Source organism: Thioalkalivibrio sp. AKL10, assembly GCF_000381845.1.
In the GTDB taxonomy this organism is placed as follows: domain Bacteria; phylum Pseudomonadota; class Gammaproteobacteria; order Ectothiorhodospirales; family Ectothiorhodospiraceae; genus Thioalkalivibrio; species Thioalkalivibrio versutus.
The window spans coordinates 138,933-162,449 of record NZ_KB907142.1; the positions used below are offsets into that span (position 1 = coordinate 138,933).

Here is a 23,517-nt window from a genome sequence, read left to right on the forward strand (position 1 = left end):
CACTCCGGCACCGCAAAGGGGATCGGTAGAGTCTCGGGTCGCTCCGACGGATTGCCGCGGCCTCTTCGAGGCCCCGCAATGACGGTGGGCCGGGCTTGCGTGCGCTCAAACGCCACGAACCGTGAGCGGAGGTCTGGTGGCTGCCTAGTTCTTCTTCGACGCTCCACCAGGGAGGTGCGGCAGGCGTTCGCTTCGCCAGACGCGGACAACCCTCACCCGACCGGGATCACCCCGGTACACGATGCGGCACGGTGGATGGACGACCTCTCGCAGGAACGGCTGGTCAAATTCGGGCACCACCCTGCCGATGTCGGGGTGGTCGTTCTTCAGGGCCTGGACTCGTTGGAAAATCTCTTGCACCAGCGTCGGTCCGACCTCCGGCACGCCTTGCTCCGAGTACCACTCCTGCATCTGCTCGAGATCGCGCAGGGCGGTTTCGGCAAACGTGATCGTAATGCCGGGCATATTGCTAGTTGAGACCGAGCTGCGCCCTGGCCTCGTCCAGCGAGACTTCCCGGCCGGCCTCCAGGTCCGCCAGACCCGCGACGACGGCCCGCATGAATTCCCGCTCTTCCTCGGCCTTTTCGTAATCCGCCACCGACTGCACCACGGCAACACCCCTGCCCCGGCTAGTCAGCAGTACGGGCCGGTGAACCTCGGCCACGTGTTTCATAACCCGTCCGGGATTCGCCTTCAGGTCGGTCAGGGGGACCAGGTCTTCGGAAAATTTGATCATCACGATCCGCTCCATCATAAGCCGCCGTTAGGGCGGACTATAGCGCCTGTTAAAAGGGCCATGGAGAGCACTCTGTGTAAGCAAGACGGGGGCGGACCACGGCGACCAGGCGTATTCCGGCCCACAAATGTGCTCTGACCACGAGAAAAGGAGAAAGAGGACACCCATCTCCTTCCGGACGCCACGCCGTCATCCCGGAAGCCGCGCAGCGGTTATCCGGGATGACAGTGCCTGGCGTCGCGGTCGTGCCGCGCTGGTTGCACCCGGTCAACTAGGGAGATGCCAGTGTCTATGCCGCCACCAGCCTCTTGACCTTGAGATCCTTCCGGTGCTGCTCCGCATGCCAGAGCTCATATTGAGACTGCTGGTTCAACCAGCTTTCCGCCGAGGTAGCGAACGCGATGGAAAGGCGGATGGCCATTTCGGGGCTGATCCCCGCTTTGCCGTTGAGCACGGCGCTCAGGGTTTTTCGGCTTACGCCCAGGGCTTTTGCGGCTTCGGTCACGGACAGCCCAAGGGGCTCGAGACAAAGCTCGCGCAATACTTCACCCGGATGGGGAGGGTTGTGCATCAACATCGGCGCCACCTCAGTCGTAATCCTCGTAATCAACAATTTCGGCATCTCCATCCTTGAATCGGAACGTCACTCTCCAGTTGCCACTGACGACCACGGACCAGATTCCGGCACGCGCGCCCGAGAGTTCGTGCAGCCGCAGGCCGGGCAGGTCCATATCCGCGGGCCCTGACGCGGCATGGAGTCGGCCCAGAATGAGTCGAAGCCTTTTGGCGTGCACCGCCTGAATCCCCGCAGTGCTGCCAGAGTAGAAAAACTTCGCCAATCCTTTGTGCTTGAAGCTTCGAATCATTCAGAAATCGTACCCTGCAACGTAACAGGTTACAATCCTCGACGGGGGCTGACGGGAAGGACGGGGTCGGACCACGGTAACGGACTGAGTTAACGCGGCTTTGCGAATCTGAAGGGCTATTTCCAGGGCTTAAACGGGGCTTTTGGGCCCGTAAATGGGCTATTGCGGTGACGAGTCGCCGACGAGCGGAGGCGAAGAACTGCGGATGGGGTGCGCTACACTGGGGCGCACCCTTGTCCCGCCATCCATCATGCTGCTCACGTTCCTGATCATGTTCGCCCTGCTGGGGCTTGGCGTCGCGCTGATGCTCTGGCATGCCCGGCTGGTGTTTTCGGTGGAGCTGCGCGATGGCGCTGCCCGCGTGCGGCGCGGCAAGCCGCCGTCCGGCTTCGTGAGGGGCTGCGAGGACGTCGCACGACGTTACGGGCTGACGCAGGGCCGGATCCAGGCCGTGCGCACCGACCGGGGTGTCGAGTTGCGCTTCTCCCGCCACCTCCCACCGAAGACGCATCAGGCCTTTCGCAACGTCTGGACACCCCCGCCCGGCGGAGGGGGAGGCGGCGGCATGCGCGCGACGGGATAGCGAGGCGCGGGGCTCGGGGTCAGTCCCTGGCTTTTGGTCCCGTGGCAATCGAGCGGCATCCAGGCCACTCCGACCGATTGCCACGGCCTCTTCGAGGCCTCGCAATGACGAAGGGGCCAAGTTCGCAAAAAGCTTCACACCGCATGCATTATATGAGCGGGTGCGAACCTGAATTCTGGGTGGTTCGCGTAGAGATGGCGGGTACTAGCCCCGCGGAGCCAAGGGGGCGATGTTGAAGCTGACTATCGAAGAGCCGGGACCGTATCGGTTTGCCCTGAGCCATCTGGGCTTTCGCCCGTTCTTCTTGCTGGCAGGGCTGTACGCCGTGCTGGTCGTGGGTCTGTGGACCTGGCTCTACCAATTCGACATGGCGGCGCTGCCCACGGCCGCCTTTGGCGGGCCCTTCGCCTGGCACGGCCATACCCTGATCTTCGGCTACGCCATGGCGGTGGTCGCCGGGTTCCTGCTCACGGCTGTGCGCAACTGGACCGGGGTACAGACGACCCACGGGCCCGCGCTGCTGGTGTTGGCCGGGCTCTGGCTCGGCGGCCGGGTGGCGGCGTTGTTCGGGGACCCCGGCCTGGTGGCCATGGCGCTGTTCGATCTCGGCTTTACCCTGTGGCTGCTGGCCGCCCTGGCCCGCCCGGTATGGCAGACGCGCCAATGGGCCCAGCTCGCCGTGATCGGCAAGATCGCGCTGCTGGGGGCCAGCAACGGATTGTTCTACCTGGGCGCCTTCGATCTGCTGGATGGCGGCCAGCGCCTGGGACTCTACTCCGGGGTCTATCTGGTGCTGTCGCTGATCCTGATGATGGGGCGCCGGGTCATCCCGTTCTTTATCGAGCGCGGGCTGGATGGTGCCTTTACGCCGGTGAACCGGGACTGGCTGGACCGCCTCGCCCTGGTGCTGTTGCTCGCCTTCTGGCTGGTGGAGGTGTTCCTGCCATGGGCCCCGGTCGCGGCGGGGCTGGCGGCTGGGCTGGCCGTGGCGCATGGCATGCGCTGGGCGGGCTGGCATACGCCGGCGCTGTGGCGCAAGCCATTGCTCTGGGTGCTGATGATGGCCTACGGCTGGATCGTGGTCGGCTTTGCCCTGCGGGCCGTGGCCGAATTCACGCCCCTTAAGGAAACACTGATTAATGAACACGCTCGCGTTGGCACCCCAGGTTTTCCGAGACAAGGCGCGTCGTGCAGCGGGTAGTGGTTCTACCCGCAATCGGCGCAACGCAGGATCGGGGAACCTGGGGTGCCAACCCCACAAGCCGATGAATGCAGGGGCTCGGCCGCTTTCGCGTGCGCACGGCGTTGCGGTTCCCTTGTGCAGAATGACTGCACGGCAGTCACCGCGCCTTGTTCGCACGCGAAAGCGACTCGAGCGCGAGCGTGTTCATTAATCAGTGTTTCCTTAACCCGATGGCCGCGCTGCACGCCTTCACCTACGGGGGCATCGGCATGATGACCCTGGGGATGATGACGCGCGTCGCCCTGGGCCATACCGGACGTAACGTGTTTGACCCGCCGCGGGTCCTCGGGCTGCTCTTCGGCTTGCTGGCCATCGGGGCGCTGGTACGGGTGGCCGGCCCCCTGCTCTGGCCGGCCTTGACCGCCAGCTGGATGAGCGCCTCGCAACTCCTGTGGATCGCGGCCTTCGCCGGGTTTCTCTGGGTTTATGCCCCGATGCTGGTCAAACCGCGCGTCGACGGGCGTTACGGCTAGCTACCGAACTGCCGAGGCCGGACCACGGCAACCGATTGGCTTAACGAGCTTGTCCGGGTTCGAAGGGCTCGTTGAAGGTCCTGGACGGCCCGACCTGAGCGTCGAAACAGGCGTTGGGTGAAGGCCGGACGGCGTTTACCACCCGGAGGCCGAGTGGGTGCGGGCTCGCAGGGGCCAGACACGCCTGGAGGATCAGGCGCGGGCGGTTGCCCTCCGGCGGTCGCGGGAGCCGAAGGACGGGGGCGACCGGGAATTCGCGCACCGGGCAGCAGTAGCCGAACCCTCGGCACAAAAAAACGCCCGGGATGGTCCCGGGCGTCCTGGTCTGCATGCCGGGCAAACCGCCCGGTTCAGGCCGCGCTTACTGCTGGTACTGCTCCAGATCGAAGCGGTCGGCGTTCATCACCTTGGTCCAGGCCCTGACGAAGTCCTTCACGAACTTCTCCTCGTTGTCATCCTGGGCGTACACCTCGGCGTAGCTGCGCAGGATGGAGTTGGAGCCGAACACCAGGTCGATGCGGCTGGCAGTCCACTTCACCTGGTCGCTCTTGCGGTCACGGACCTCGTAGATGCCGTTGTCCGCAGACTTCCAGGCGTTGGCCATGTCGGTCAGGTTAACGAAGAAGTCGTTGGTCAACTGGCCTTCACGGCCGGTGAATACGCCATGCTTGCTGCCGCCATGGTTGGTGCCGAGTACGCGCATCCCGCCGATCAGCACGGTCATCTCCGGCGCGGTCAGACCCATCAGCTGGGCACGATCGAGCAGCATCTCCTCCGGCTTGACCACGTAGTCCTTCTTCAGCCAGTTGCGGAAGCCATCCGCCAGCGGCTCCAGCGGCGCGAAGGAGTCGGCGTCGACCATCTCGGCGCTGGCATCGCCACGCCCCGGATTGAACGGCACCAGGACATCGTATCCGGCCGCCCGGGCGGCCTGCTCGATGCCCACGCTGCCACCCAGCACGATCAGGTCGGCCACGCTGGCGCCGGTCTCGGCGGAGAGCTGCTCGTAGACCTTGAGCACCCGGTCCAGGCGCTGCGGCTCGTTGCCCTCCCAATCCTTCTGCGGGGCCAGGCGGATATGGGCACCGTTGGCGCCGCCGCGCATGTCGGAGCCGCGGAAGGTGCGGGCGCTGTCCCAGGCCGTGCTGACCATCTCGGCAATGCTGAGGCCACTCTCGGCGATCTTCTTCTTGGTCGCCTCGACGCAGTAGTCGGTGTTGCCGGCCGGCACCGGGTCCTGCCAGATCAGGTCTTCCTGCGGCGCTTCCGGACCGATGTAGCGGGTCTTGGGGCCCAGGTCACGGTGGGTCAGCTTGAACCAGGCGCGGGCGAAGCAGTCCTGGAAGTACGCGGGATCCGCCATGAACTTCTCGCAGATGGCCCGGTACTTCGGATCCATCTTCATCGCCATGTCGGCGTCGGTCATGATCGGGTTGTGGCGGATGGAGGGATCGCTGGCATCCACCGGCTTGTCCTCCTCCTTCATCTCGATCGGCTCCCACTGCCAGGCGCCGGCGGGGCTCTTCTTCAGCTCCCACTCATGGCCGAACAGCAGGTCGAAGTACCCCATGTCGAACTTCGTCGGATGGGTGGTCCAGGCACCCTCGATGCCCGAGGAGACGGCGTTGGCGGCCTTGCCCTGCATGTTGGGATTCTTCCAGCCGAAGCCCTGTTCCTCGACATCGGCCCCTTCGGGATCCGGACCCAGCGCACCGGCATCGCCATTGCCGTGGCACTTGCCCACGGTGTGGCCGCCGGCGGTCAGCGCCGCGGTCTCTTCATCGTTCATGGCCATGCGGGCGAAGGTCTCGCGGACCTGCTCGCCGGTCTTGAGGGGGTCGGGCTTGCCGTTGACCCCTTCCGGGTTCACATAGATCAGGCCCATCTGGACGGCTGCCAGGGGGTTCTCCATGGTGTCGGGCTTGTCGACGTCGCCGTAGCGCTCGTCGGAGGGTGCCAGCCATTCCTTCTCTGCACCCCAGTAGGTGTCCTTCTCGGGATGCCAGATATCCTCGCGCCCGAAGGAGAAGCCGAAGGTCTTCAGACCCATGTTCTCGTAGGCCACGGTCCCGGCCAGGATCATCAGATCCGCCCAGCTGACCTTGTTGCCGTATTTCTTCTTGATCGGCCACAGCAGGCGGCGCGCCTTGTCCAGGCTGACGTTATCCGGCCAGCTGTTGATCGGCGCGAAACGCTGGTTGCCGGTGCCGCCGCCACCGCGGCCATCGGCAATACGGTAGGTGCCGGCCGCGTGCCAGGACATGCGGATCATCAGCCCGCCGTAATGGCCCCAGTCGGCCGGCCACCACGCCTGGCTCTCGGTCATCAGCGCGTGCATATCCTTCTTCAGGGCGTCGAAGTCGAGCTTCTTGACCTCTTCCCGGTAGTCGAAGTCCTCGCCCATCGGGTTGGTCTTGCGGTCATGCTGATGGAGGATGTCCAGGTTCAGCGCTTCCGGCCACCAGTCCATGACCGAATGGCCAGCGGCGGTCTCGCCGCCATGCATGACCGGGCATTTGCCCATGTTCTGATGCTCACCCATATCGTTCTCCATTTTTTCGCTGCGTTCAGCTGGTTCGTGTTTCGGAAGCCGTCATCCATATGTCATCGATGGCTTTCCTCAGGGACCGCAAGCCGTTCCGACCCTGGGCCACCTTCGGCCAGGGTGGCTTCACTGTCCACCTGCCCTTGAAGCTAGGCCTCACGAGCCATTAGTTCCAGTTGATATTCACCATGATCGAGATAGCCTCCCGCTATCTTTACGCGAGAGGCTCTACAGCGCGATGGGCTACAAGATGCTCTCGATCGCTCGGCGCAGCTCGGGGGACCCGGGGCCAGCCTGGCTGGGGAAGTGCGCCACCACCCGCCCCTCTCGGTCCACCACGTACTTGTAGAAGTTCCAGCGCGGGGCGGCGGCCTGGCGGGCCAGTTCGCGAAAGATCGGGTGGGCGTCCGCGCCGCGCACACTGATCGGCCTGAACATGTCGAAGGTGACGCCGAAGTTCTCGAAGCACACCCGGGCGGTTTCGGCCTCGTCGTCGGCCTCCTGATTGAAGTCGTGGGAGGGGAAGCCCACCACCTTCAGCCCCTGGTCCCGGTAGTCCTGATGCAACTGTTCCAGCCCACCGAACTGGTCGGTGTAACCACAATGGCTGGCGGTATTGATGATCAGCAGCGGATGGCCCTGAAAGCGTTCCTGCAGGCTGACAATCTCGGACGCGTGCAACCGGCCCAGCTCGTGCTGGAACAAGGCCTCGGTATCGGGCTCCGTGGCGGTTGCGCAGGCCATCGGCAGCACCAGCAACAGGGAAGCGAACAAGGGCGCAAAACGGGACATCGCAAGTCTCCACAGGGGCTCGGCCTTCAGACCAGCGGCGCACCTGTGGGTTCTGTGGAGGGCCGGTTCGTGACTGCCAGCCCGGGGCCACGATGGCGCCGAACATCCTCCATTTCGGTGCTCCCTTTTGGACATGCCATAGCCTCACGGGCATGACGGGCGTACCCTTGATCGCAGACATCAACGAAGTCTCTAGCCGATGATTGCCTACACCCGCCCGCTCCTGCTGCTTGCCATCATCCTGCCGCTGACCACGGGCTGCACGGCCGTGAAGGTCGCCGGTGCCACGGGAAGCGCCGCCGTCAGCGTCACCACCGGCGCCGCCAAGGCGACCGGCAAGACCGCCGGAGCGGTGGGACGTGCCGTCACTCCGGGCAGCAAGCAGGACAAGGACGACGACTGAGATACCGGCCGGCCGGGGACGGACGCAAGCCGCGAACTGCGTTTACTCGGCGCTCCTGACCGCAACGGCCGCTCCAAGGGCGCGCACGCTGGCCCCTGGGCCGCAAACGGGGCCCTTGCACTCCGAGAGCATGCGGCCAAGGGGAATGGCCGCCCCGTTTCTGAGCTTGCCGGGCCCGCGTGACGGTGGCAGGTCTTATCCACCGACGCCTTCACTTCCCCGCTCGCATGGCAGTCCTGCCCGCCACCAGGCGAGCATGCCGCCGCGAAGCTGGCGGGCCTCGTAGCCGCGGGCCCGCAGCTTGCGCACGGCGGGGATGCTGCGGTGTGCACTGAGGCAGATGGCCACCACGGGACGATCGGGATCGAGTTCCAGGTCCGCCAGGCGTCGCTTGGAAAACTGCGTGATCGGGAGGTGACGCGCGCCCGGGATACGACTCCGACGATGCTCGACACCGGTGCGCACATCCAGCACTTGCACCTGGGCGTTCTCCATCGCCTGCGCCAGTTCCTCGGGGCTCATTTCCGGCACGCGGCCGAACGGCCACCACTGGCTCAAACCCATCGTGATCACCTCCTGTCCACGGGCAAGAACGCGGTCGAACTTTGTCTTGTGCCCCGTACCTAATTCGCGACGCGGCGAGGATGGGCTGTTCTCAGCACTGACCGCGCGAAAAACCATCGCCGAAAGGAAAATCATTATGGATCATCACGACGAAGAGTTTCTCCGTCGGGCGCAAGCCGCGCGCGCTCGCATCAAGGAGATCGAGCCGCAACAGGTAGACGCCAGCCTGGCATCCGGTGCGGTGGCCATCGATGTGCGCGAACCCGGGGAGTACCAGAAAGGCAGCCTGCCGAGCGCCCGCAATGTAGCGCTGGATTCCATCACGCGTCAGATCGAGGGAGTCGCACCAGACAAGGACGCGCCCATGGTCTGTTTCTGCAATGGTGGAAACCGCGGGGCATTGGCGGCGGCCCAGCTGGTGGATCTGGGCTATACCAATGTCCAGTCCATCGCCGGGGGACTGCGCGCCTACCAGAAGGCAAACGACACCTAAGAGAGCTCCGCCTGACGACCGGATGGTCTTGGGGTCCAGCTTCGGATTTTCCGACCTTGCCCGTTGCCCCCGCCCTAAGGAAGCACTGATTAGCCACAAGCGTCAGCCAGGTCCAAGGACGGTGCGGGCTCGGGTGTGTCCATCCAGCACCCGGTGGCCGACGGTGGCCCTGGAGCGCAGCGGTAGGCGCCCAGCGGCTCCACGCGCCTCCTTCTTCGTCATCCCGGAAACCGCGTAGCGGTTATCCGGGATCTCGGCGGCTGCTGGGGTTGTCCCGACGGGGGAGATCCCGGCTCTTCGCTTCGCTCCGGCCGGGATGACAGTGCAGGGGCAAGGGCTATTGTCGTCCCCGGATGATCCCCGTGACTGGCTGACCCTGATTGTTAATCAGGAAAGGGGAAGACGGGGCAGATCTCGGTCTGCGCCCGCGCGAGGGCTCACAGGCGTTGGCAGGTGTACCGTTCGCCGGACGCGTGCTCGACCACGAGGCGCGTGGGCGATTCGGCGACGATCCGCGTGACCTCCGTATGCGGGAGTTCCGGTAGCCGCGTAGTGATCTGCCGGATCAGGTGGCGCTGGAGTTCGACACCTGATGGGGAGCCGGGCGACAGGTCCAGGGCTTCCACGGTGAGTGTGATCTGCTGCTCCTCGCGCTGCCACTGCCCCTCGCTGGTCGCGATCAGCGTGAGCGGCCACAGGCCGAACTGGGCCACGGCGTCGCCCTCGCTCTTGTACCGCCCGTCCGGATGCAGACGGGAGCGCGTATCGAGCTGCAGATTCAGTTGGCTCGAGCCAATGGTGGCCAGTTGCATTACGGCAGGACAGGCCCAGTCGCCGTCCAGCTCCGTGGTGTCCGCCCAGGCTGCGCCGGCGAAAACCAGGGAGATGCAAAGACCCAGCACGGGCCACGATCGATTCATCAAACGCGTCTCTCCAATCCAGTCTGGCTTTCCGGCACGGGCAGTAGGCGCGGGCAAAGGGCAAGGTTTGACCCCGTAGGGCTTCGGTTATGCGCCTGCTCCCCTCCAGCGCCCCGAATTCGTGGGGCTTCAGCCGATTACCACGGCCCCTTCGAGGCCCGCAATGACACAGCACTGCGGGGTTATTGGTTCGGCTTTGGATACGCGCCCCACCCTCGCCTGCGCGGGTCCACGCCGCAGGTTGAGCCGAGTACGGTGCGCTGACCGCAGGACGCCCCGTTCGGACTCTGGGTGTGACCGACTGCTTCGTCGGTTCGATGTCACACATAAGCGTTAGTCGTCCGTTATGTTACGCTGCGCGGGAGCCTCGCGCGCCCTGAAGGCGCTCTTGACGGGGCCCGACCAGGAGAGACTGCGGTGCGATCAGTCACGCATGCACACCTTCCCGCGCTGGCCTTGGTAATGGCCGGCTTTCTGCCCTTGGCACTCCCGCTGCCGGCCCTTGCCGACGACGGTGGGTATCGGCTGCTCAAGCTGGATGGCTACAAGGTGAAGTGGGGAGACCAGCAGTTAGGGGTGGGGGCCAGCATCAGCTATGCCTTTGCCGGGGAGGCGTTACGGTTCGATGATGCGCACAACTGCCGCGATCTCGCACCGATTGACGAGCTTCTGGGCGAAGCCCTCTCCATGGAGACGCTGGATCGCGAGGCCGCGGCGGCGTTTCGGGTTTGGGAGCGCGCGGCCGGTCTGTCATTCCACAAGGTAAGCGATACCCGGGAGGCGGATATCATCCTCGGTGCCCAGGGGCAGCCGCGTGGACGGGCATTCGCCAACGTAGCCTACGCACCCGATGCGGACGATTTCTCCAACGTTTCCTACTCGTCCGATGCGGAAGTGGATGTGCGCACCATCGAACAGTCGCTGGTGTGTCTGAATCCTGCACACGAGTGGAAGGTCGGATTCGACGGCAACAAGGATGTGTACGACATCCGCTATACGCTGACTCACGAGATCGGTCACGCCATCGGCCTGGACCATCCCGGGCCATCCGGGCAGGTGATGGGATTCAGGTACACCGAGGACTTCGCCGACCTGCAGCCCGGCGATCTGCGCGGAGTCCAGCGGCTCTACGGGCGCCCCGCCGATACCCTCGACACCCAACTGGCCGAGATGCCGACCGAGGACGGGGAAAGCGCATTCACCAGCGACCTCTTCCTTGACCCGAACGGCCGTATCGTGCCCGTGACCGGTGTCGATAGCGGCCTTGGCATCGGCGAGAAGTAGCTCCGAGTCAATTCAGGGGCAGGTCTTTCCCATGCCCCTGCTCCACCACGAGCGGCCCCCACCCGTAGCACGCCAACCGATTGCCGCGGCCCCGCGACAGGACGTCGCATACGTGGCCGGTTACCGTAGAGTGACCGTACCGATGGGCCAAGGCGGGGCCGGCTCCCGGCAAGGGACTCATTACCGGAGACGGGACCCCGAAAATTGAGTGCGGATAAACCCTCGGCAATACGTGGATCGGAAGGCATTTGAAAGACAACCCCCTGCCGTTTTGCCCCTCTTCTGCCTGGTGGCTGACCGCATGGCTGGCCGGCGGGATGTTGCTTGCTGGCTGTGTCGGCGGGCCGCCATCGGCGGAGCCACCCGTCGCCACGGGGGCCGCGCCGCAGGAGCAGCCCGCCGCCGCGGCAGACGGACCCGCGGAGGGCTTCGCCAGCCTCCGGGACGAGATCCACTACTACCTCGAACGCCTGTCGGATCGCGCGTTCACCGAGACCTACGGGGGCGAGGAGCATCCGCGTACCTGGTACACCGCGGCCGAGGCGCTCGGCCGGATCGGTGCGCCGGCGGTCCCGCATCTCGTGCCCTACCTCGATTCCGATGATCCGTGGGAACTGAAACTCGCGCTGTACGCCCTGATGCTGGCTTCGCAGGATCCGACGGTGACCTCGCAAACCGGGGGCGAGTACATCCGCCTGGGAACCGTCCTCGACGAACGCGAGAACGTGGCCAACCGGGCCCTCGCCCGCGACTGGTGGGAACGCTGGGGCCACCTCTGGGATTAGCAAGCGCATCCGCGCTCGAACGAGCAACACGGCACGGGTGACGAAGCGCTTACTGGATAGACGATACGGGACCGACATGGCAACGCCCCCGCCAGGGTCAGCGCGACGCGGTGTCCGACACACGCATCAACGCACAACACGCGTTCGGCAAGCGCAGGAGGCCCGAATGGGAATATCGGCGCGGGCAGTGGCGAGGTCCAGGCGCTGCTTGATGATGGTGGCCTCCTCGTTGCGTCCGAGGCGCATCAGGCACTCGTGGTAGCCGTGCAGCGCCCAGACGTTATCCAGATGCTGGTACGGCCGCGGTAGCGCGGAGTCAAAGCCGAGGTCCTCACGGTATAGCTGCGCTGCCGCCGCGACCTCGCCCTGTTCCAGAAGCAACGCGCCACAGGCGTGGCGAGTCGGCTGCATCCACCCCCAGGGTTCGTCAAAGGGAAGCCCATCGTCCTGCTTGATGGCCTGGCGCAGGAAGGCGAAGGCCTCGTCGTAGTTGGCCTTGCGGTACTCCAGCTCTCCGTTCAGCATCGCACGGGCGATCGCGAGAATATCGCGGCAGCGATTGTTGAACAGGTAGCGAGTGTCGGGCATGCATGCCGCGGCGGCCTCGAAGCGCACGCGCTGTTCCTCGCCCTCCTCGATGCGACCGGTGGCGGCGTTGGCCACGCCCTTCGCGTAGTGGGTCAGCGCGGTGCTGAACGCATACAGCTCGGGGTCGGCAGGCAGCGGGGTGTCGATCAGTTCCTGCCAGCGCCCGAACCGCACCATTACGTGCAGGTGCATCGGCACGAAGGACTCCAGCCAGTCGGCCATTGGTGGCGATTCGATCCGCAGAAGGGCCTCCGGAATGGTGGCGCGCAACCCCTCCGCTGCCTCGCACGCGTCAGTATATCGGCCTTGGAACATCGCGCCGTACAGCTTGAAGTGGTAGTTGTGAGAGCGGTAAAGGGTGTAGAAATTGATGGCGCCTTCGCGCTCCAGATACTTGCTGTCGGCCGCGATTGCCTCATTGTTGATCCGCACCACGTTGTCGTACTGACCGCACAGCACGTCGATGTGCGAGGCCATGTGTTGGAGGTGGCCCGCGTCCGGCACCAACCCACGCAGCCGGTCGCAAACCCGCAGGGCGCGCTCCGGGTGCGGCGACATCTCCATCAGGTGTACGTAGTAGTGGAGGATGCCGGGGTGCCTGCGCGCCTCTTCGCGATAGAGCGCAGTCTCCAGCACCTCGGTGGCCTCGACCGTGCTGGCACCTTCCGCCGGGGCGTTGGCCTTCAGGTCCCACAACTGCCAGGGAGTGCGGTTCAGCAGGGCCTCGGCAAACAGGGCCACCACATCGAGGTCTTCGCCGTGTTCGCGGTACACCGCGCGCATGGCATCGGCGTAGTCGTCACTCCAGCGCTCGAGTGCGCCCACAGCTGGCGGCTCTGCCGTCTGGCAGCGTACCTGCAGCGCGTTGATCAGCGCCTGCTCCACCGGACTGCTGGTGGCAGCCTGCTGCGCCCGGGCCAGTGCCGTCGATCCGCGTGACAGGGAGTCTGCCAGCTCCGAATCGGCGAACGCCTCCCACGGCTTGTTGTAGTTCGGGCCAAGCGCCCAGGCGATGCCCCACCACGCCATCGCGCACTCGGGGTCATGCTCAATGGCCGTTTCGAAGCAACGGATGGCCTCCTCGTGGTTGAATCCATAGCCCCACAAGAGCCCGCGATTGAACCAGAGCCGAGCCTCCGGCGACGGTGAAGAAATACCCCGACGGTAGGGCCCAAGGTCGTAATAGCGTTCCATGATCCGCCTCCAACATCGTTCCGGATCATTACTTCAGATCATAGGCAGAAGAGACCAGAGCTGCTGCCGGTAGACGCCGGGCCGGAAGAAGGCGAATGCCACGGGTGGCTCCCGGATCGAATCTTGGCCGTTGCCTCTCCCTGCGCGACCGTAAGGAGACCAACTTCGTGGCACTTCGGCCGATTGCCACGGCCTCTGCGAGGCCTCGCAATGACGTTGCCCTGGCGTTTCGGCACGTGGGGAGATGAGCGCCCTGCCCTCGCCATCCGGGGCTTGTTGGGCCATGCTCCATGCTGCGGGCAGATGAAGACGGGGCCCGTGTCGCGGCGCCGGGCAGGAGCCGTTACCTCGAACGACAAGGAGCATGCGCATGAACCTGGAGAAGGTGATCTTCGGCTTTTTCATCATCCTGGCGTTCACGCTGAACTTCGGGTTCTTTCTCGGCGAGATCGATGATCCGGCGCACCACAATGTGTACGAGCTGTTCGCAGCCATCGTGGTAAACGTCATCGCGACGGCCCTGAAGCTGGGGGACCGGACGCAGACCGGGGCGTTGCTTCTGGCCAGTTCGCTGGTCGCGGTGCTGCAGTTGATCGCGGCCGCGGCCGTATGGGCCTATGCGAGCCACGTGCATGCCGGGGGCATGGATGCGATGTTCATGGCCAGCATCGTCTCCCTGGCGGGCGGGGCCATGGTGGCCAACCTGATCTCCGTGCTACTACTGATCGCGGATACGGTGGCGCTGCGCCGCTGACGGCGGCCGCGAGCGCTACAGACACCACAAGCCGTGGGGCCCACGATCAACAAGGTGCTGTTCCTGTTCCTGCGGCGCATGCGGGCACCCCTGCTTGCGCTGACGGCGGCCTACGCGATCTCCGTTCTCGGCCTGGTGCTGATACCCGGCGTGGACGATCAGGGGGAGCCTTGGCGCATGGATTTCTTCCATGCGTTCTACTTCGTGACCTACATGGCCACCACCATCGGCTTCGGCGAGATCCCCCACGCCTTCACCGAGGCGCAGAGGATGTGGACGGTGTTTGCCGTTTACCTGTCGGTGGTGGCCTGGCTGTATGCGATCGGCAAGATCCTCGCACTGATCCAGGACCCGGCCTTCCGCCTGGCCGTCAGCCAGCATGCGTTCGACCGCACGATCCGCAAGCTGCAGCGACCGTTCCATATCGTGTGCGGTTATGGCGACACCGGGGCCCTGGTGGTGCGTTCCCTGCTCGGGCGCAATGGCTTTGCCGTGGTGATCGACCAGAACCCGGACCGCATCAACGAGCTGGTCCTGGAGGATTACCCGCTGCAGATCCCCGGTCTGTGCGCGGATGCCAGCATCGCCAATCGCCTGCTCGATGCCGGGCTCCTCAACCCGCACTGCCAGGGTGTGGTGGCGCTGACCAGCGACGATGCGGTGAACCTGCGGATCGCCATTGCCGCCAAACTCCTTAACCCGGAGCGCCCCGTGATCTGCCGTGCCGAGAGCCACGACACAGAGAAGAACATGGCCTCGTTCGGGACTGACCAGGTCATCAACCCGTTCGACATCTTCGGCCAGCGCCTGGCCCTCGCGCTGCATTCCCCCGCGCATCACCTGTTGCACGAGTGGCTTGGGAGCATCCCCGGGAGCCCGCTGCCGATGCCGATCGACCCGCCCTGCGGTCGCTGGATCCTGTGCGGCTTCGGGCGCTTCGGCAAGGCCGTACATGCCGGGCTGATCCAGGAGGGCGTGGAGGTAACCCTGGTGGAAACGGACCCCGAGGGCGCGGACTGCCCGCCCGACTGCATCAAGGGCCGCGGCACCGAGGCGGACACCCTGCACGAGGCCGGCATCGAGAGCGCCTCCGGGATCGTGGCCGGAACCGGCCGCGACGACTACAACCTGTCCATCGTGATGACCGCGCGCGAGCTGAACCCGGACCTGTTCATGGTCGGACGCCAGAACCGCGAGTGCGATTCGCTCCTGTTCGCGGCGGCCGACCTGCCGCTGGTGATGCGCCACGACCGGGTGATTGCCGAGGCGATCCTGGCCCATCTGACCTCGCCGCTCCTGCCGCGCTTCCTGGAACTGAGTCGCAACCAGACAACCGACTGGGCGAACGAGCGAGTCAGCTCCATCACGGCCGTGGTCGGCGACCGTGTGCCGGCCATCTGGACCGAGCAACTGGACGAAGGGACAGCCCCGGCCCTCCTTGCCCATCTGGAGCAGGAGCCGGTGACCCTGGGCCAGTTGCTGCGCGCCGACCATCCCGAGCGCCAGCGACACGCCTGCATTGTGCTGCTACTACGGCGCGAAGCCGGAGGCGAGGATATCCTCGCGCCCGACGACAACACGCCCCTGCAACCCGGCGACCACCTGCTGTTCTGCGGCCGCTTCGCGAGCGCCCTCACCATCTCGCACACCCTGCGCGACCCGCACGCCCTGCGCTACCTGCTGACCGGCGAAGATACCCCGGAAGGCTGGATCTGCCGTGCCCTCCGCGCGGCCCGCAGACAACCGGCCTGAGGCACGCAAGGCAGACCCGCCAGCACGCAAGTCCGTAAACGCGCATAGACAGAGGCAAACGGTTGGGGACCGATACCGTTCCGCCCCCACACCCGGTCATCCCGGACACCGCAAAGCGAAAGCGGTGAGCCAGAACCTCCTCGCCGGGGCTCTTCAACCCGGAGATCCCGGCTCTGCGCTGCGCTCTGGCCCGGATGACGGGATGTGTTTTGTCGCGAGTGACCGTGCCAGGTGTTGCCTTACCCCCAACCAAGCTAATCGGCGCCCAGGCCACGAGTGAAAAAGAGGTGCCCCCGCGGTTCCAGGCGTTGTTCGTGGCGGGCCGAAGGCTCCCGGCATAATGCCCGCGCAGCAATCAGGAACGACCGCTGAACAAGGTAGACCGTCCGATGGCGACCGTGAAAAGTACCTGTTACGAGTGCGATGCCAACTGTGCCATCGACGTCACCCTGGACGCCGTCGGCGAGCCGGTCGCCATTGACGGCCCCGACTGCCCGCGCTGCTACGTCCAGCTCGACCGGCGCAACCATCCGGAGCGCCTGCTGTACCCGCTGCGGCGAACGGGCCCGCGCGGCAGCGGCCAGTTCGAGCGCATCTCCTGGGACGAGGCACTGGACACCATCGCCGAGCGCCTGCGCGCCACCCGCGAGGAACACGGGGCCCCGGCGGCGGCCTTCTTCGCCGGCTATACCAAGGAGGCCCGGCCGCAGCTCCAGCGCCTGGCACATGCCTTCGGCTCGCCCAACTACCTGACCGAGAGTGGCTGCTGCTTCTCCTCCACCAAGGTGGCGGAGGAGGTGACCTTTGGCACCAAGATCAAGACCTCCTCCACCGTCGCCTCGGATGCCACCCGCTGCCTGCTGGTGTGGTCCACCAACCCGCGCGGTTCCATCCCTCCGTTCCACCAGCACCCCCTGGCTGCGACCCGCCCGGGCTGCGCGACCGTGGTGGTCGACCCGCGGGTGACCCCGCTGGCGGAGCAGGCCGAGGTGCACCTGCAGATCCGCCCGGGTACCGATGGCGCGCTGGCGCTGGGCATGCATTACCTGATCTTCGAAAACGGCTGGCAGGACCAGGCCTTCCTCGACGAATGGGGCAGCGGCGTGCAGGCCTTCCGCGACTACGTGGACGAATTCCCGCCGGAGCGTGTCGCACAGATCTGCGGCATCGACGCGGCCGATCTGCGCCGCGCCGCCGAGCTCTATGCCGCCAACGCGCCGGCGCAGATCATGCTTTCGCCCACCGCCACCGTTCAGCACAGCAACGGCTTCCAGAACCACCGCGCGGTGATCCTGCTGGCCGCGGTGGCCGGCAACATCGACCGCGAGGGCGGCAACCGCTTCTTCAACGACAAGGTCACGCCGAAGCCGATCGACCTGTTTGACCACTGCCGCGAGAACCTGCCGCCGCGCATCGGCGACGAGACCTTTCCGGTATGGACGGCCCACTGGCCGGCGGCGCAAAGCATGCTGCTGCCGGATGCCATCCTCGAGGGGCAGCCACAGCCAGTCCGCGCCCTGCTGGCGATGGGCATCAACACCGCGATGTGGCCGAACTCGAAGCGCATGGAACAGGCGCTAGGCGCGCTGGATTTCTTCGCCGCCTCCGACTTCTTCCACAACCCGGCCACGCGCATGGCGGACATCGTGCTGCCGGCCGCCACCAGCCTGGAACGCGCGGCGCTGATCGCCTACCCCGGCTGCAACTTCCGCGGCGAACTGCGCTACCGCCACGCCGCCGTTGCCCCGCGCGGCGAGGCGCGCCCGGATGGCGAGGTATTCCTGGAGCTGGGCGTGCGCCTGGGGATGGCAGAGCAGTTCTGGAACGGCGACCTGGAGGCCAGCTGGGCCGAGGCCGCCGAGGGCATACCGGAGACCATCCGCGAACAGGTCTATAACGACCCGGACGGCGTCACCGTGTTCGCCAAGGCGCTGGACGACATGCTCGAGTACGGCTTCGAGGAAGGCGACCGCCAGTACCGGATCAACGGGTTTCGCACGGTCAGCGGCAAGGTGGAGTTCGACGCCGCGGAACTGCGCGCGGCCGGGCACGACGGCCTGCCGGTCTACCGTGAGCCGGCGGAGAGCCCGATCTCCACGCCGGAGCTCGCCCGCGACTATCCGCTGGTACTGACCAGCGGCGCCCGCCACAAGCACGCCACCCACTCGCAGCACCAGCACCTGGAGCGCATGCGCCGGGCGATGCCGGAGCCGCTGGTGGAGCTGCACCCGATGGATGCCGCCGCGCGCGGGATCGTCAACGGCGACACGGTAGAGGTGCGCTCGCCACGTGGGCGCGTGGCGTTCGTGGCCAAGGTCACGGACCGCATCAAGCCCGGCGTGGCGCACTGTCAGCACGGCTGGAACCACGCCAACGTGAACGAACTGACCGACGACCGCGCGCTGGACCCGATCAGCGGGTTTCCCGCGTTCAAGTCGCTGCTGTGCGAAGTGGAGCGCCTGGCGGCGGGCCACGCAACGCGCCAAGCGGAGGCCGGGTAGTGCCGTTTGTCGGTGTCCTCCCCGAACGCGAGCATCTCTTCCGGCCCGAGCCGTGCCGCGAGGTGGCCGTGTCCGACGCCGCCGCCTGGCGGCTCAATCCGGACCACCGGCATGTCTATGACAAACTGCATCTGGCCCTGGATGCCGGACTGACCGCCGCGCCCTGCGGCGTGGCACCCACGGACCTCGGCATCGCGGCGGACGCCGAGGTGTTCGTCAAGCCGATCACCAACCTGGCCGGCATGGGGCTGAACGCACGCACCATGCCGGCCGGCGACGTGCCGGCAGAGCCCGGCAGCTTCTGGTGCCAGCGCCTGCAAGGTACCCACACCAGCACCGACTGCCTGGTGGAGAACGGCGCGGCCCGCTGGTTTGCCCACACCCGCGGTTCGGAGGCGAAGGACGCCGCCCGCCCGATCTACTGGGAGATCGGCGCCGCCGCGCCCGAGATCGAGCCCTGGATCGCCGACTGGGTACGCCGCAACCTGGCCGGCTACAGCGGCCTCTGCAACATCGAACTGATCGGCGGCCGGCCGATCGAGGCCCACCTGCGCGGCTCCAACGGCTTCTTCGACTTCTACGGCCCGGAGTTCATTCCAGCCTGGGTCGCGCTGGCCGACGGCGAGGCGTTCACCCCGCCCCCGCCCATCCCCGGTGGCTTCGTGATCTCGGTGTTCGGCGAGGCCGACCTGCACGATGACGACTTCCGGGCCGCCGAGGCGGCCGGCGTGAACCTGCAGCCCGATCCCTCCACCCCGGGCCGCGCCGCCATCCTGCGCTGCCGTGACCGCGAGGCCGGCTTCGCCATCTACCGACGACTCACCGGGCACACGCTGTAGCCAAGGCGCACCGCTTCCGGAGCTGGCGTAGTCAGCGCGGATACCAGGATCAAGCGTGACAGGTCGAGACAGGGCAAAGGATTGGGACCATCCCCATTCCGCGCCCCCGCCTGCGTCATCCCGGACACCGCAAAGCGGTGAGCCGGGATGACGGAGCGTGATTTGTCACGGGTTCCGGGGCCAAGCCTGAGTCCTCTCTCCACCCCGGCCGATCGGCATCCGGGACAGTCCGGCCGATTGCCGCGGCCTCTATGAGGCCTCGCAATGACGGGGAATGGGACCCGCGAACGGTTGGGGTCAGCGGGATACCGGCGCAGGGTCACTGCACCTGATTGGCCCACATGCCCCGTTGCGCAGGAAGCGCGAGTGCCTCGTCCCCGTCATTGCGAGGAGCGCAGCGACGTGGCAATCCAGCCAGCCGGCTGGCTCAGCGTACGGAGAGCCGCATGGTCATGGCGTGGGTTGCGCCCGCGGCAAGCGGGTAGGCATCGTCCAGGGCGTTGGCGACTTCGACGCAGACCGTCTTGCGGTACTGGTCGTCGGGCATGTCGGCGAACGACTGGACGCCTTCCGGGCCGGGGTTCCACAGCACGCTGCTGGCGCTGTTCTCGCGTTCGATGACGATCTCGCGCGCGTTGCCCCGATCCTCGATCACGAGCGTGCCCGGGTGGCCGACGAACACCTGCTCCATCGGGGTCGTCATGGCGACGTCGCCGGACTGCGTCCCGCGTTCGCCGTCCGCCAGCTTGTCGATCCGCGTGGTCCCGTCCAGCCCGCGCACCACCAGGCCTTCGGCCTCGCCCACGCCGAAGTAGGTGTGGAAGGCCTCCGACACACGCCACTCGCGATTGCTGCGGTTCTCGCCCTCCAGCGTCATCTCCAGGGCCTCGCCCAGGGTGACGTGCAGGCGCAGCGAGAACTCCAGCGGCCAGGCCTTGCGGATGTCGTCGTCCGGGGTCAGCACGAACACGACGTGCGTGGCATCGCCGACCGATTCCACGGACTCGACATCCCAGAACGCATAGCGCGCGATCCCGTGCCCCTTCTTGTGTTCGTCGCTCGGGTCGGGGCCCAGCGCGGCCGGATCGTACGGGCCGAACCATGGCCAGCAGACGGGGACCCCGCCGCGCACCGGTTTCTTGCCGTCGTACAACGCGGTATCGCTCACCCACAGCACATCGGCACCACCCTTCGGGCGATAGCTCAGCAGTGTCGCGCCAAAGGTCGTGAGCGACGCGCTGCCGTGCGCGTTCTCGATATCGACCATCACCAGTGCATCCTGCTGGCGAAACCGCACTTCGGGATGCGGAAACTGTTCCGTGAGCGCTGCAACCGTCATCTGATCTCTCCTGTCCGACAAGGGCCGAAGCGTAGCAGACCCCGTGGTGCGTCGAGTGCCTGCACGGGCGCCGGGATCAAGGGCGCCGGATCAGGTCGGGCCTTCTGCCCCGGCATTGCGACCGACCGGCGGCCCAGCACGCTCCGACCGATTGCCACGGCCTCTGCGAGGCCTCGCAATGACGTGGTGCCCCGTAGAAGGACGAGGGATGACAGGTCGGGAAACAGCAGCTAGATTGTGGGCGCGACCGATCAATGGGCTCGCGATGTTTCCAGGGAGGGAAACGATGAAGAAAGGATTCTCTAGTTCTGTCCGCGCGGGGCATGTGCGCCCTGCCGCCCCATGCCGCGTTACCCGCCCGCCACCTCGCCGGCTTCTCGCCGCCACGGCCGGGCTGTTCCTGCTGATATTCGGCCTCGCCAGCCCGGCAAGCGCCGACGAGCGGCCCGAGATCCTGAACATCCTGAGTCAGTTCGTCGCATCCAGTACGGCCGCGGCCCGCTGTGACGATATCGATGACGACCAGATGGTCGCGTTTCTGGCCAACCAGCAAATGATCTACCTGCAATCCGTCATGGCGCTGGAGGACCAGCACCCCGAAGCGACGGGAGAACAGATCGCGGCCACCCTGCTGCGTGGCCAGGAAGACATCCAGACCCAGGTAAGGCAGCGCATCGACGAACACGGCTGTGACGATCCGAATGCCCAGGCTCTGATCGAACTGTTTGCGATGCAGGCCGAGTGGCGGCCGGGCCGCTCACCCCAGAGTGACACCGAGTAGGACCCGACGGGGTCGCTGTCACACGCTGCCACAGGGGACGTGCGCATGTGGATGCTGGCTGGATTGGTCACGATGATCGGAATGGCGGTCATTGGATACCGCCACAGGATGGAGGATCGCTGGCAACTTCGAGCCCTGACATTTATCAACCCGTACACGGGTAAACGGATGGGCGCTCCGCCCGAGGGCGCACTTTACAGCGAGCAGCAAACCGGAAATCGACGCGCACCCTGGCAACGTATCGGTTTTGATCAGGCGCCGGATATCGAACTTCGCGTCAAAGCCCGGCGCTGGTGGGACTACCCCTTTACGGCGATCGGCCTCTCCGTGGCCTGCCGCACAGGGAGCCGGTCGTTCGACCGAGCCTTTTACCTGGTCACGGACCAGCGAAGTATCTGCCGCGCGCTCAAAGGTTGCGCCACGACGCAGGCGCGGATGCTTCGCCTCCTCGATGAATGTGAAAGGCAGAACGTACGGTTCCGTCATTTCCGTGTTCGGCGTCAGCGGATCTGGGTCGAGGTTGTGTCGTCGAGGCGGCGCAAGGCCCCATCGCGAATGGCCCTCGCCCGAGCATTCGTCCCGCTTTTGCGCGACATTTCGGAGGCCTTGGAAGCGGAAATTCCCGTCGCGGTACGTGGACGCAGGGAACCATTTGCATGGAAGGCGGCGCTCTTCGCGGGCGCCAGTTCGGCGCTTCTGGTCGGCGGACTGGTGCTGCTGGCACCCATTATGTTCTCGCCCCTGCCGGCACCCGCCAGCATGGTGGGTCTCCTGTCACTTGCGCTCCCTGTGGCCGCGATCGTAATCGGCTCGCTGATGGCGCTGACCATCGTGCTGCTCGGACGGACTTCACGAACGCATCTGGTCCTGCTCGAGCTGGCCCTGGCGGGTTACCTGGGTGCCCTGATGACCAGCTACGGCCTGCTGCGCGAAGCGAATATGGCGTTCGATCAGGCGGCACCCAGCCAATATGTGGTTGAGGTGCAGGAGAAGACCACCCGGAGGAGCAGCCGGGGTGGCACTCGCCGTTACCTGCGCGTGGACGGCTGGGGTGGACCCCAGCCGGGCTCTGGGGTACGGGTCGGAAGCGCGCTCTACCGGTCGGTGCGCGAGGGAGACTCGCTGCTGCTGAAGGAATACCCGGGCCGGCTCGGCGTTCCCTGGATCCAGATGCACACCGCGCTTCCGGACACCCGGAACGCGTCCGGAAGCGCGGAGTAATCATTCAGGGGCACAGGGGAATTCAGCATGGGGATCGTAAAATTGGTGCTCAAGGTCGCCACGCTCGTGGCGCTGGCCGTCTCCAGCGTGATTTTTGTCTGGTTCCTGGCCTGGGTGTTTTGGCTGGCCAGCGGCTATTTCTCACCGGATCAAGGGCTCAACCAGGTCTTCGACGAAACCTCCCAGCGCATTGCGCGGGAACAGGGCCTGAGCGAAGAGGAGTTCACGAGGGCCCGGCTCCTCTTTGAAGCGAGAAGCCTGTTCGCCGCGCTCGCAGGGTTGTGGGGCTGGATCGCCCTCTATGCGGGCGCGTTCATGATGAACCGGCCTTTCGGCAAGGTGCCACTGGCTATCAAAATGGGGCTGGTCGCGGGCATTCTGGCGTCTCTTGCCATGCCGTCCACCGGCATAACGCTCGCAAAGTACCCGATCATCACCGCCATGCTGCTATTCACCATCTGGTGGCTGAACACCTCAAACGCCCCGGCCGGGAAGAGCCTATCTGAACCGTCAAAGGGTTCGGAATAAGTGCGGCTGGGTACTGTATCGCATATGCGACACAGTACCGGGAGGTTGAGCCGGAGACGGGCCATGAAGAATGCGACGTTACCCGCCCTGCGGGTCAGTGATGCGTTTCGCCACCAGGTCGAGCAGGCCCTGGGCGAGGAAGAAACGCTATCGGCGTTTATCGAGGATGCCGTGCGTCACGAGATTCACCGCCGCCAGGCGCACGCCCAATTTCTGGAGCGCGGGCTGGAATCGGCGCGTAACGCCCAGGAGACGGGTGTGTACTATCCGGCGCAATCGGTCCTGGACGAGCTCGACCAGATGTTGAGCACGAAATAGCCCGTCAACCGGAGG

The 23,517-nt window shown here is 65.7% G+C and carries 23 protein-coding genes and 2 pseudogenes; 15 read left to right on the forward strand and 10 right to left on the reverse strand.

The window, feature by feature from the left end; all coding sequences use genetic code 11:
• Positions 1 to 144: 144 nt before the first annotated feature.
• The 4 genes from G333_RS0100635 to G333_RS0100650 all read right to left on the reverse strand — a co-directional run bounded on the left by G333_RS0100635 (position 145) and on the right by G333_RS0100650 (position 1,602).
• Entirely contained in the window at positions 145 to 465 is a 321-nt protein-coding gene (locus tag G333_RS0100635; protein ID WP_019627409.1) for a type II toxin-antitoxin system RelE/ParE family toxin, read from the reverse strand.
• Between the two features lie 4 nt (positions 466 to 469).
• On the reverse strand, positions 470 to 754 hold the full coding sequence (locus G333_RS0100640) for a type II toxin-antitoxin system Phd/YefM family antitoxin (protein WP_019627410.1): 285 nt from the start codon (positions 752 to 754) through the stop codon (positions 470 to 472).
• Between the two features lie 271 nt (positions 755 to 1,025).
• Positions 1,026 to 1,313 carry a HigA family addiction module antitoxin gene (locus G333_RS0100645; protein WP_026340849.1) on the reverse strand — a complete coding sequence of 96 codons (288 nt, stop codon included), beginning with the start codon at positions 1,311 to 1,313 and terminating at the stop codon, positions 1,026 to 1,028.
• Positions 1,314 to 1,323: 10 nt separating this feature from the next.
• Positions 1,324 to 1,602 (reverse strand): type II toxin-antitoxin system RelE/ParE family toxin, encoded by a 279-nt coding sequence (locus G333_RS0100650; protein ID WP_026340850.1) that lies wholly within the window; start codon positions 1,600 to 1,602, stop codon positions 1,324 to 1,326.
• A 250-nt stretch (positions 1,603 to 1,852) separates the two neighbouring features.
• On the opposite strand from G333_RS0100650, the gene G333_RS0100655 reads away from it, so the two are divergent.
• From G333_RS0100655 to G333_RS14160, 3 genes and pseudogenes are all read left to right on the forward strand, one after another.
• Complete coding sequence (locus G333_RS0100655; RefSeq protein ID WP_019627412.1) at positions 1,853 to 2,185, forward strand: DUF3634 family protein; 333 nt, start codon at positions 1,853 to 1,855, stop codon at positions 2,183 to 2,185.
• 229 nt (positions 2,186 to 2,414) lie between these two features.
• Positions 2,415 to 3,305 (forward strand): annotated as a pseudogene (locus G333_RS14155) (NnrS family protein); the annotation flags it as partial.
• A gap of 284 nt (positions 3,306 to 3,589) precedes the next feature.
• Positions 3,590 to 3,901 (forward strand): annotated as a pseudogene (locus G333_RS14160) (NnrS family protein); the annotation flags it as partial.
• Between the two features lie 361 nt (positions 3,902 to 4,262).
• Here G333_RS14160 and katG read toward each other — a convergent pair.
• Positions 4,263 to 6,455, reverse strand: coding sequence for a catalase/peroxidase HPI (gene katG, locus G333_RS0100665; RefSeq protein ID WP_019627413.1), 2,193 nt, complete (start codon positions 6,453 to 6,455; stop codon positions 4,263 to 4,265).
• Between the two features lie 234 nt (positions 6,456 to 6,689).
• Positions 6,690 to 7,238 carry a glutathione peroxidase gene (locus G333_RS0100670; protein WP_018650485.1) on the reverse strand — a complete coding sequence of 183 codons (549 nt, stop codon included), beginning with the start codon at positions 7,236 to 7,238 and terminating at the stop codon, positions 6,690 to 6,692.
• Between the two features lie 199 nt (positions 7,239 to 7,437).
• On the opposite strand from G333_RS0100670, the gene G333_RS0100675 reads away from it, so the two are divergent.
• Positions 7,438 to 7,641, forward strand: a complete 204-nt coding sequence (locus tag G333_RS0100675) for a hypothetical protein (RefSeq protein ID WP_018938832.1) — start codon at positions 7,438 to 7,440, stop codon at positions 7,639 to 7,641.
• A 195-nt stretch (positions 7,642 to 7,836) separates the two neighbouring features.
• Here the strand turns inward: G333_RS0100675 and G333_RS0100680 are convergent, their stop codons facing one another.
• A complete protein-coding gene (locus G333_RS0100680) occupies positions 7,837 to 8,205 on the reverse strand; it encodes a rhodanese-like domain-containing protein (RefSeq protein WP_019627414.1) in 369 nt (122 codons plus the stop codon).
• Between the two features lie 136 nt (positions 8,206 to 8,341).
• On the opposite strand from G333_RS0100680, the gene G333_RS0100685 reads away from it, so the two are divergent.
• The gene (locus G333_RS0100685; protein WP_019627415.1) at positions 8,342 to 8,698 is read left to right on the forward strand and encodes a rhodanese-like domain-containing protein; all 357 of its coding nucleotides are present in this window, start codon (positions 8,342 to 8,344) and stop codon (positions 8,696 to 8,698) included.
• A gap of 437 nt (positions 8,699 to 9,135) precedes the next feature.
• Here G333_RS0100685 and G333_RS0100690 read toward each other — a convergent pair whose 3' ends face one another.
• Positions 9,136 to 9,618 (reverse strand): hypothetical protein, encoded by a 483-nt coding sequence (locus G333_RS0100690; RefSeq protein ID WP_019627416.1) that lies wholly within the window; start codon positions 9,616 to 9,618, stop codon positions 9,136 to 9,138.
• A gap of 462 nt (positions 9,619 to 10,080) precedes the next feature.
• Here G333_RS0100690 and G333_RS0100695 point away from each other — a divergent pair, with 462 nt between their 5' ends.
• Together G333_RS0100695 and G333_RS0100700 are read left to right on the forward strand one after the other, a co-directional pair.
• Entirely contained in the window at positions 10,081 to 10,902 is an 822-nt protein-coding gene (locus G333_RS0100695) for a matrixin family metalloprotease (RefSeq protein WP_019627417.1), read from the forward strand.
• A 317-nt stretch (positions 10,903 to 11,219) separates the two neighbouring features.
• The gene (locus G333_RS0100700) at positions 11,220 to 11,687 is read left to right on the forward strand and encodes a HEAT repeat domain-containing protein (protein ID WP_019627418.1); all 468 of its coding nucleotides are present in this window, start codon (positions 11,220 to 11,222) and stop codon (positions 11,685 to 11,687) included.
• 126 nt (positions 11,688 to 11,813) lie between these two features.
• On the opposite strand, the gene G333_RS0100705 is transcribed toward G333_RS0100700, so the two are convergent.
• A complete protein-coding gene (locus G333_RS0100705; RefSeq protein ID WP_231373001.1) occupies positions 11,814 to 13,469 on the reverse strand; it encodes a tetratricopeptide repeat protein in 1,656 nt (551 codons plus the stop codon).
• Between the two features lie 370 nt (positions 13,470 to 13,839).
• Between G333_RS0100705 and G333_RS0100710 the strand changes: the two genes are divergently transcribed.
• The 4 genes from G333_RS0100710 (at position 13,840) to G333_RS0100725 (ending at position 19,315) form a co-directional block, all read left to right on the forward strand.
• Positions 13,840 to 14,223 (forward strand): DUF6394 family protein, encoded by a 384-nt coding sequence (locus G333_RS0100710; RefSeq protein ID WP_018146378.1) that lies wholly within the window; start codon positions 13,840 to 13,842, stop codon positions 14,221 to 14,223.
• Positions 14,224 to 14,256: 33 nt separating this feature from the next.
• Positions 14,257 to 15,975, forward strand: a complete 1,719-nt coding sequence (locus G333_RS0100715) for a TrkA family potassium uptake protein (protein ID WP_019627419.1) — start codon at positions 14,257 to 14,259, stop codon at positions 15,973 to 15,975.
• Positions 15,976 to 16,364: 389 nt separating this feature from the next.
• Positions 16,365 to 18,476, forward strand: coding sequence for a molybdopterin-dependent oxidoreductase (locus tag G333_RS0100720; RefSeq protein WP_019627420.1), 2,112 nt, complete (start codon positions 16,365 to 16,367; stop codon positions 18,474 to 18,476).
• A complete protein-coding gene (locus G333_RS0100725; protein WP_019627421.1) occupies positions 18,476 to 19,315 on the forward strand; it encodes a hypothetical protein in 840 nt (279 codons plus the stop codon). Before G333_RS0100720 ends, G333_RS0100725 begins: the two co-directional genes overlap by 1 nt.
• A 427-nt stretch (positions 19,316 to 19,742) precedes the next feature.
• Here G333_RS0100725 and G333_RS0100735 read toward each other — a convergent pair whose 3' ends face one another.
• Positions 19,743 to 20,654, reverse strand: a complete 912-nt coding sequence (locus G333_RS0100735; RefSeq protein WP_019627422.1) for a D-hexose-6-phosphate mutarotase — start codon at positions 20,652 to 20,654, stop codon at positions 19,743 to 19,745.
• Between the two features lie 325 nt (positions 20,655 to 20,979).
• On the opposite strand from G333_RS0100735, the gene G333_RS0100740 reads away from it, so the two are divergent.
• The 4 genes from G333_RS0100740 (at position 20,980) to G333_RS0100760 (ending at position 23,502) form a co-directional block, all read left to right on the forward strand.
• On the forward strand, positions 20,980 to 21,435 hold the full coding sequence (locus tag G333_RS0100740; protein ID WP_019627423.1) for a hypothetical protein: 456 nt from the start codon (positions 20,980 to 20,982) through the stop codon (positions 21,433 to 21,435).
• A 45-nt stretch (positions 21,436 to 21,480) separates the two neighbouring features.
• Entirely contained in the window at positions 21,481 to 22,656 is a 1,176-nt protein-coding gene (locus G333_RS14165; protein ID WP_019627424.1) for a hypothetical protein, read from the forward strand.
• 27 nt (positions 22,657 to 22,683) lie between these two features.
• Positions 22,684 to 23,184: a hypothetical protein gene (locus G333_RS0100755; RefSeq protein ID WP_019627425.1), complete on the forward strand. Its 501-nt coding sequence runs from the start codon at positions 22,684 to 22,686 to the stop codon at positions 23,182 to 23,184.
• A gap of 63 nt (positions 23,185 to 23,247) precedes the next feature.
• Positions 23,248 to 23,502: a YlcI/YnfO family protein gene (locus G333_RS0100760; RefSeq protein WP_019563665.1), complete on the forward strand. Its 255-nt coding sequence runs from the start codon at positions 23,248 to 23,250 to the stop codon at positions 23,500 to 23,502.
• The last annotated feature ends 15 nt before the right edge of the window (positions 23,503 to 23,517 follow it).

Coding starts and splice junctions, on each gene's coding strand:
- G333_RS0100760 (WP_019563665.1), top strand. CDS start 23,248: ATGAAGAATGCGACGTTACCCGCCCTGCGGGTCAGTGATGCGTTTCGC.
- G333_RS0100675 (WP_018938832.1), top strand. CDS start 7,438: ATGATTGCCTACACCCGCCCGCTCCTGCTGCTTGCCATCATCCTGCCG.
- G333_RS0100670 (WP_018650485.1), bottom strand. CDS start 7,238: ATGTCCCGTTTTGCGCCCTTGTTCGCTTCCCTGTTGCTGGTGCTGCCG.
- G333_RS0100640 (WP_019627410.1), bottom strand. CDS start 754: ATGATGGAGCGGATCGTGATGATCAAATTTTCCGAAGACCTGGTCCCC.
- G333_RS14165 (WP_019627424.1), top strand. CDS start 21,481: ATGTGGATGCTGGCTGGATTGGTCACGATGATCGGAATGGCGGTCATT.
- katG (WP_019627413.1), bottom strand. CDS start 6,455: ATGGAGAACGATATGGGTGAGCATCAGAACATGGGCAAATGCCCGGTC.
- G333_RS0100685 (WP_019627415.1), top strand. CDS start 8,342: ATGGATCATCACGACGAAGAGTTTCTCCGTCGGGCGCAAGCCGCGCGC.
- G333_RS0100680 (WP_019627414.1), bottom strand. CDS start 8,205: ATGGGTTTGAGCCAGTGGTGGCCGTTCGGCCGCGTGCCGGAAATGAGC.
- G333_RS0100655 (WP_019627412.1), top strand. CDS start 1,853: ATGCTGCTCACGTTCCTGATCATGTTCGCCCTGCTGGGGCTTGGCGTC.
- G333_RS0100710 (WP_018146378.1), top strand. CDS start 13,840: ATGAACCTGGAGAAGGTGATCTTCGGCTTTTTCATCATCCTGGCGTTC.
- G333_RS0100720 (WP_019627420.1), top strand. CDS start 16,365: ATGGCGACCGTGAAAAGTACCTGTTACGAGTGCGATGCCAACTGTGCC.
- G333_RS0100755 (WP_019627425.1), top strand. CDS start 22,684: ATGGGGATCGTAAAATTGGTGCTCAAGGTCGCCACGCTCGTGGCGCTG.
- G333_RS0100735 (WP_019627422.1), bottom strand. CDS start 20,654: ATGACGGTTGCAGCGCTCACGGAACAGTTTCCGCATCCCGAAGTGCGG.
- G333_RS0100705 (WP_231373001.1), bottom strand. CDS start 13,469: ATGGAACGCTATTACGACCTTGGGCCCTACCGTCGGGGTATTTCTTCA.
- G333_RS0100700 (WP_019627418.1), top strand. CDS start 11,220: ATGTTGCTTGCTGGCTGTGTCGGCGGGCCGCCATCGGCGGAGCCACCC.
- G333_RS0100650 (WP_026340850.1), bottom strand. CDS start 1,602: ATGATTCGAAGCTTCAAGCACAAAGGATTGGCGAAGTTTTTCTACTCT.
- G333_RS0100690 (WP_019627416.1), bottom strand. CDS start 9,618: ATGAATCGATCGTGGCCCGTGCTGGGTCTTTGCATCTCCCTGGTTTTC.
- G333_RS0100695 (WP_019627417.1), top strand. CDS start 10,081: ATGGCCGGCTTTCTGCCCTTGGCACTCCCGCTGCCGGCCCTTGCCGAC.
- G333_RS0100635 (WP_019627409.1), bottom strand. CDS start 465: ATGCCCGGCATTACGATCACGTTTGCCGAAACCGCCCTGCGCGATCTC.
- G333_RS0100645 (WP_026340849.1), bottom strand. CDS start 1,313: ATGTTGATGCACAACCCTCCCCATCCGGGTGAAGTATTGCGCGAGCTT.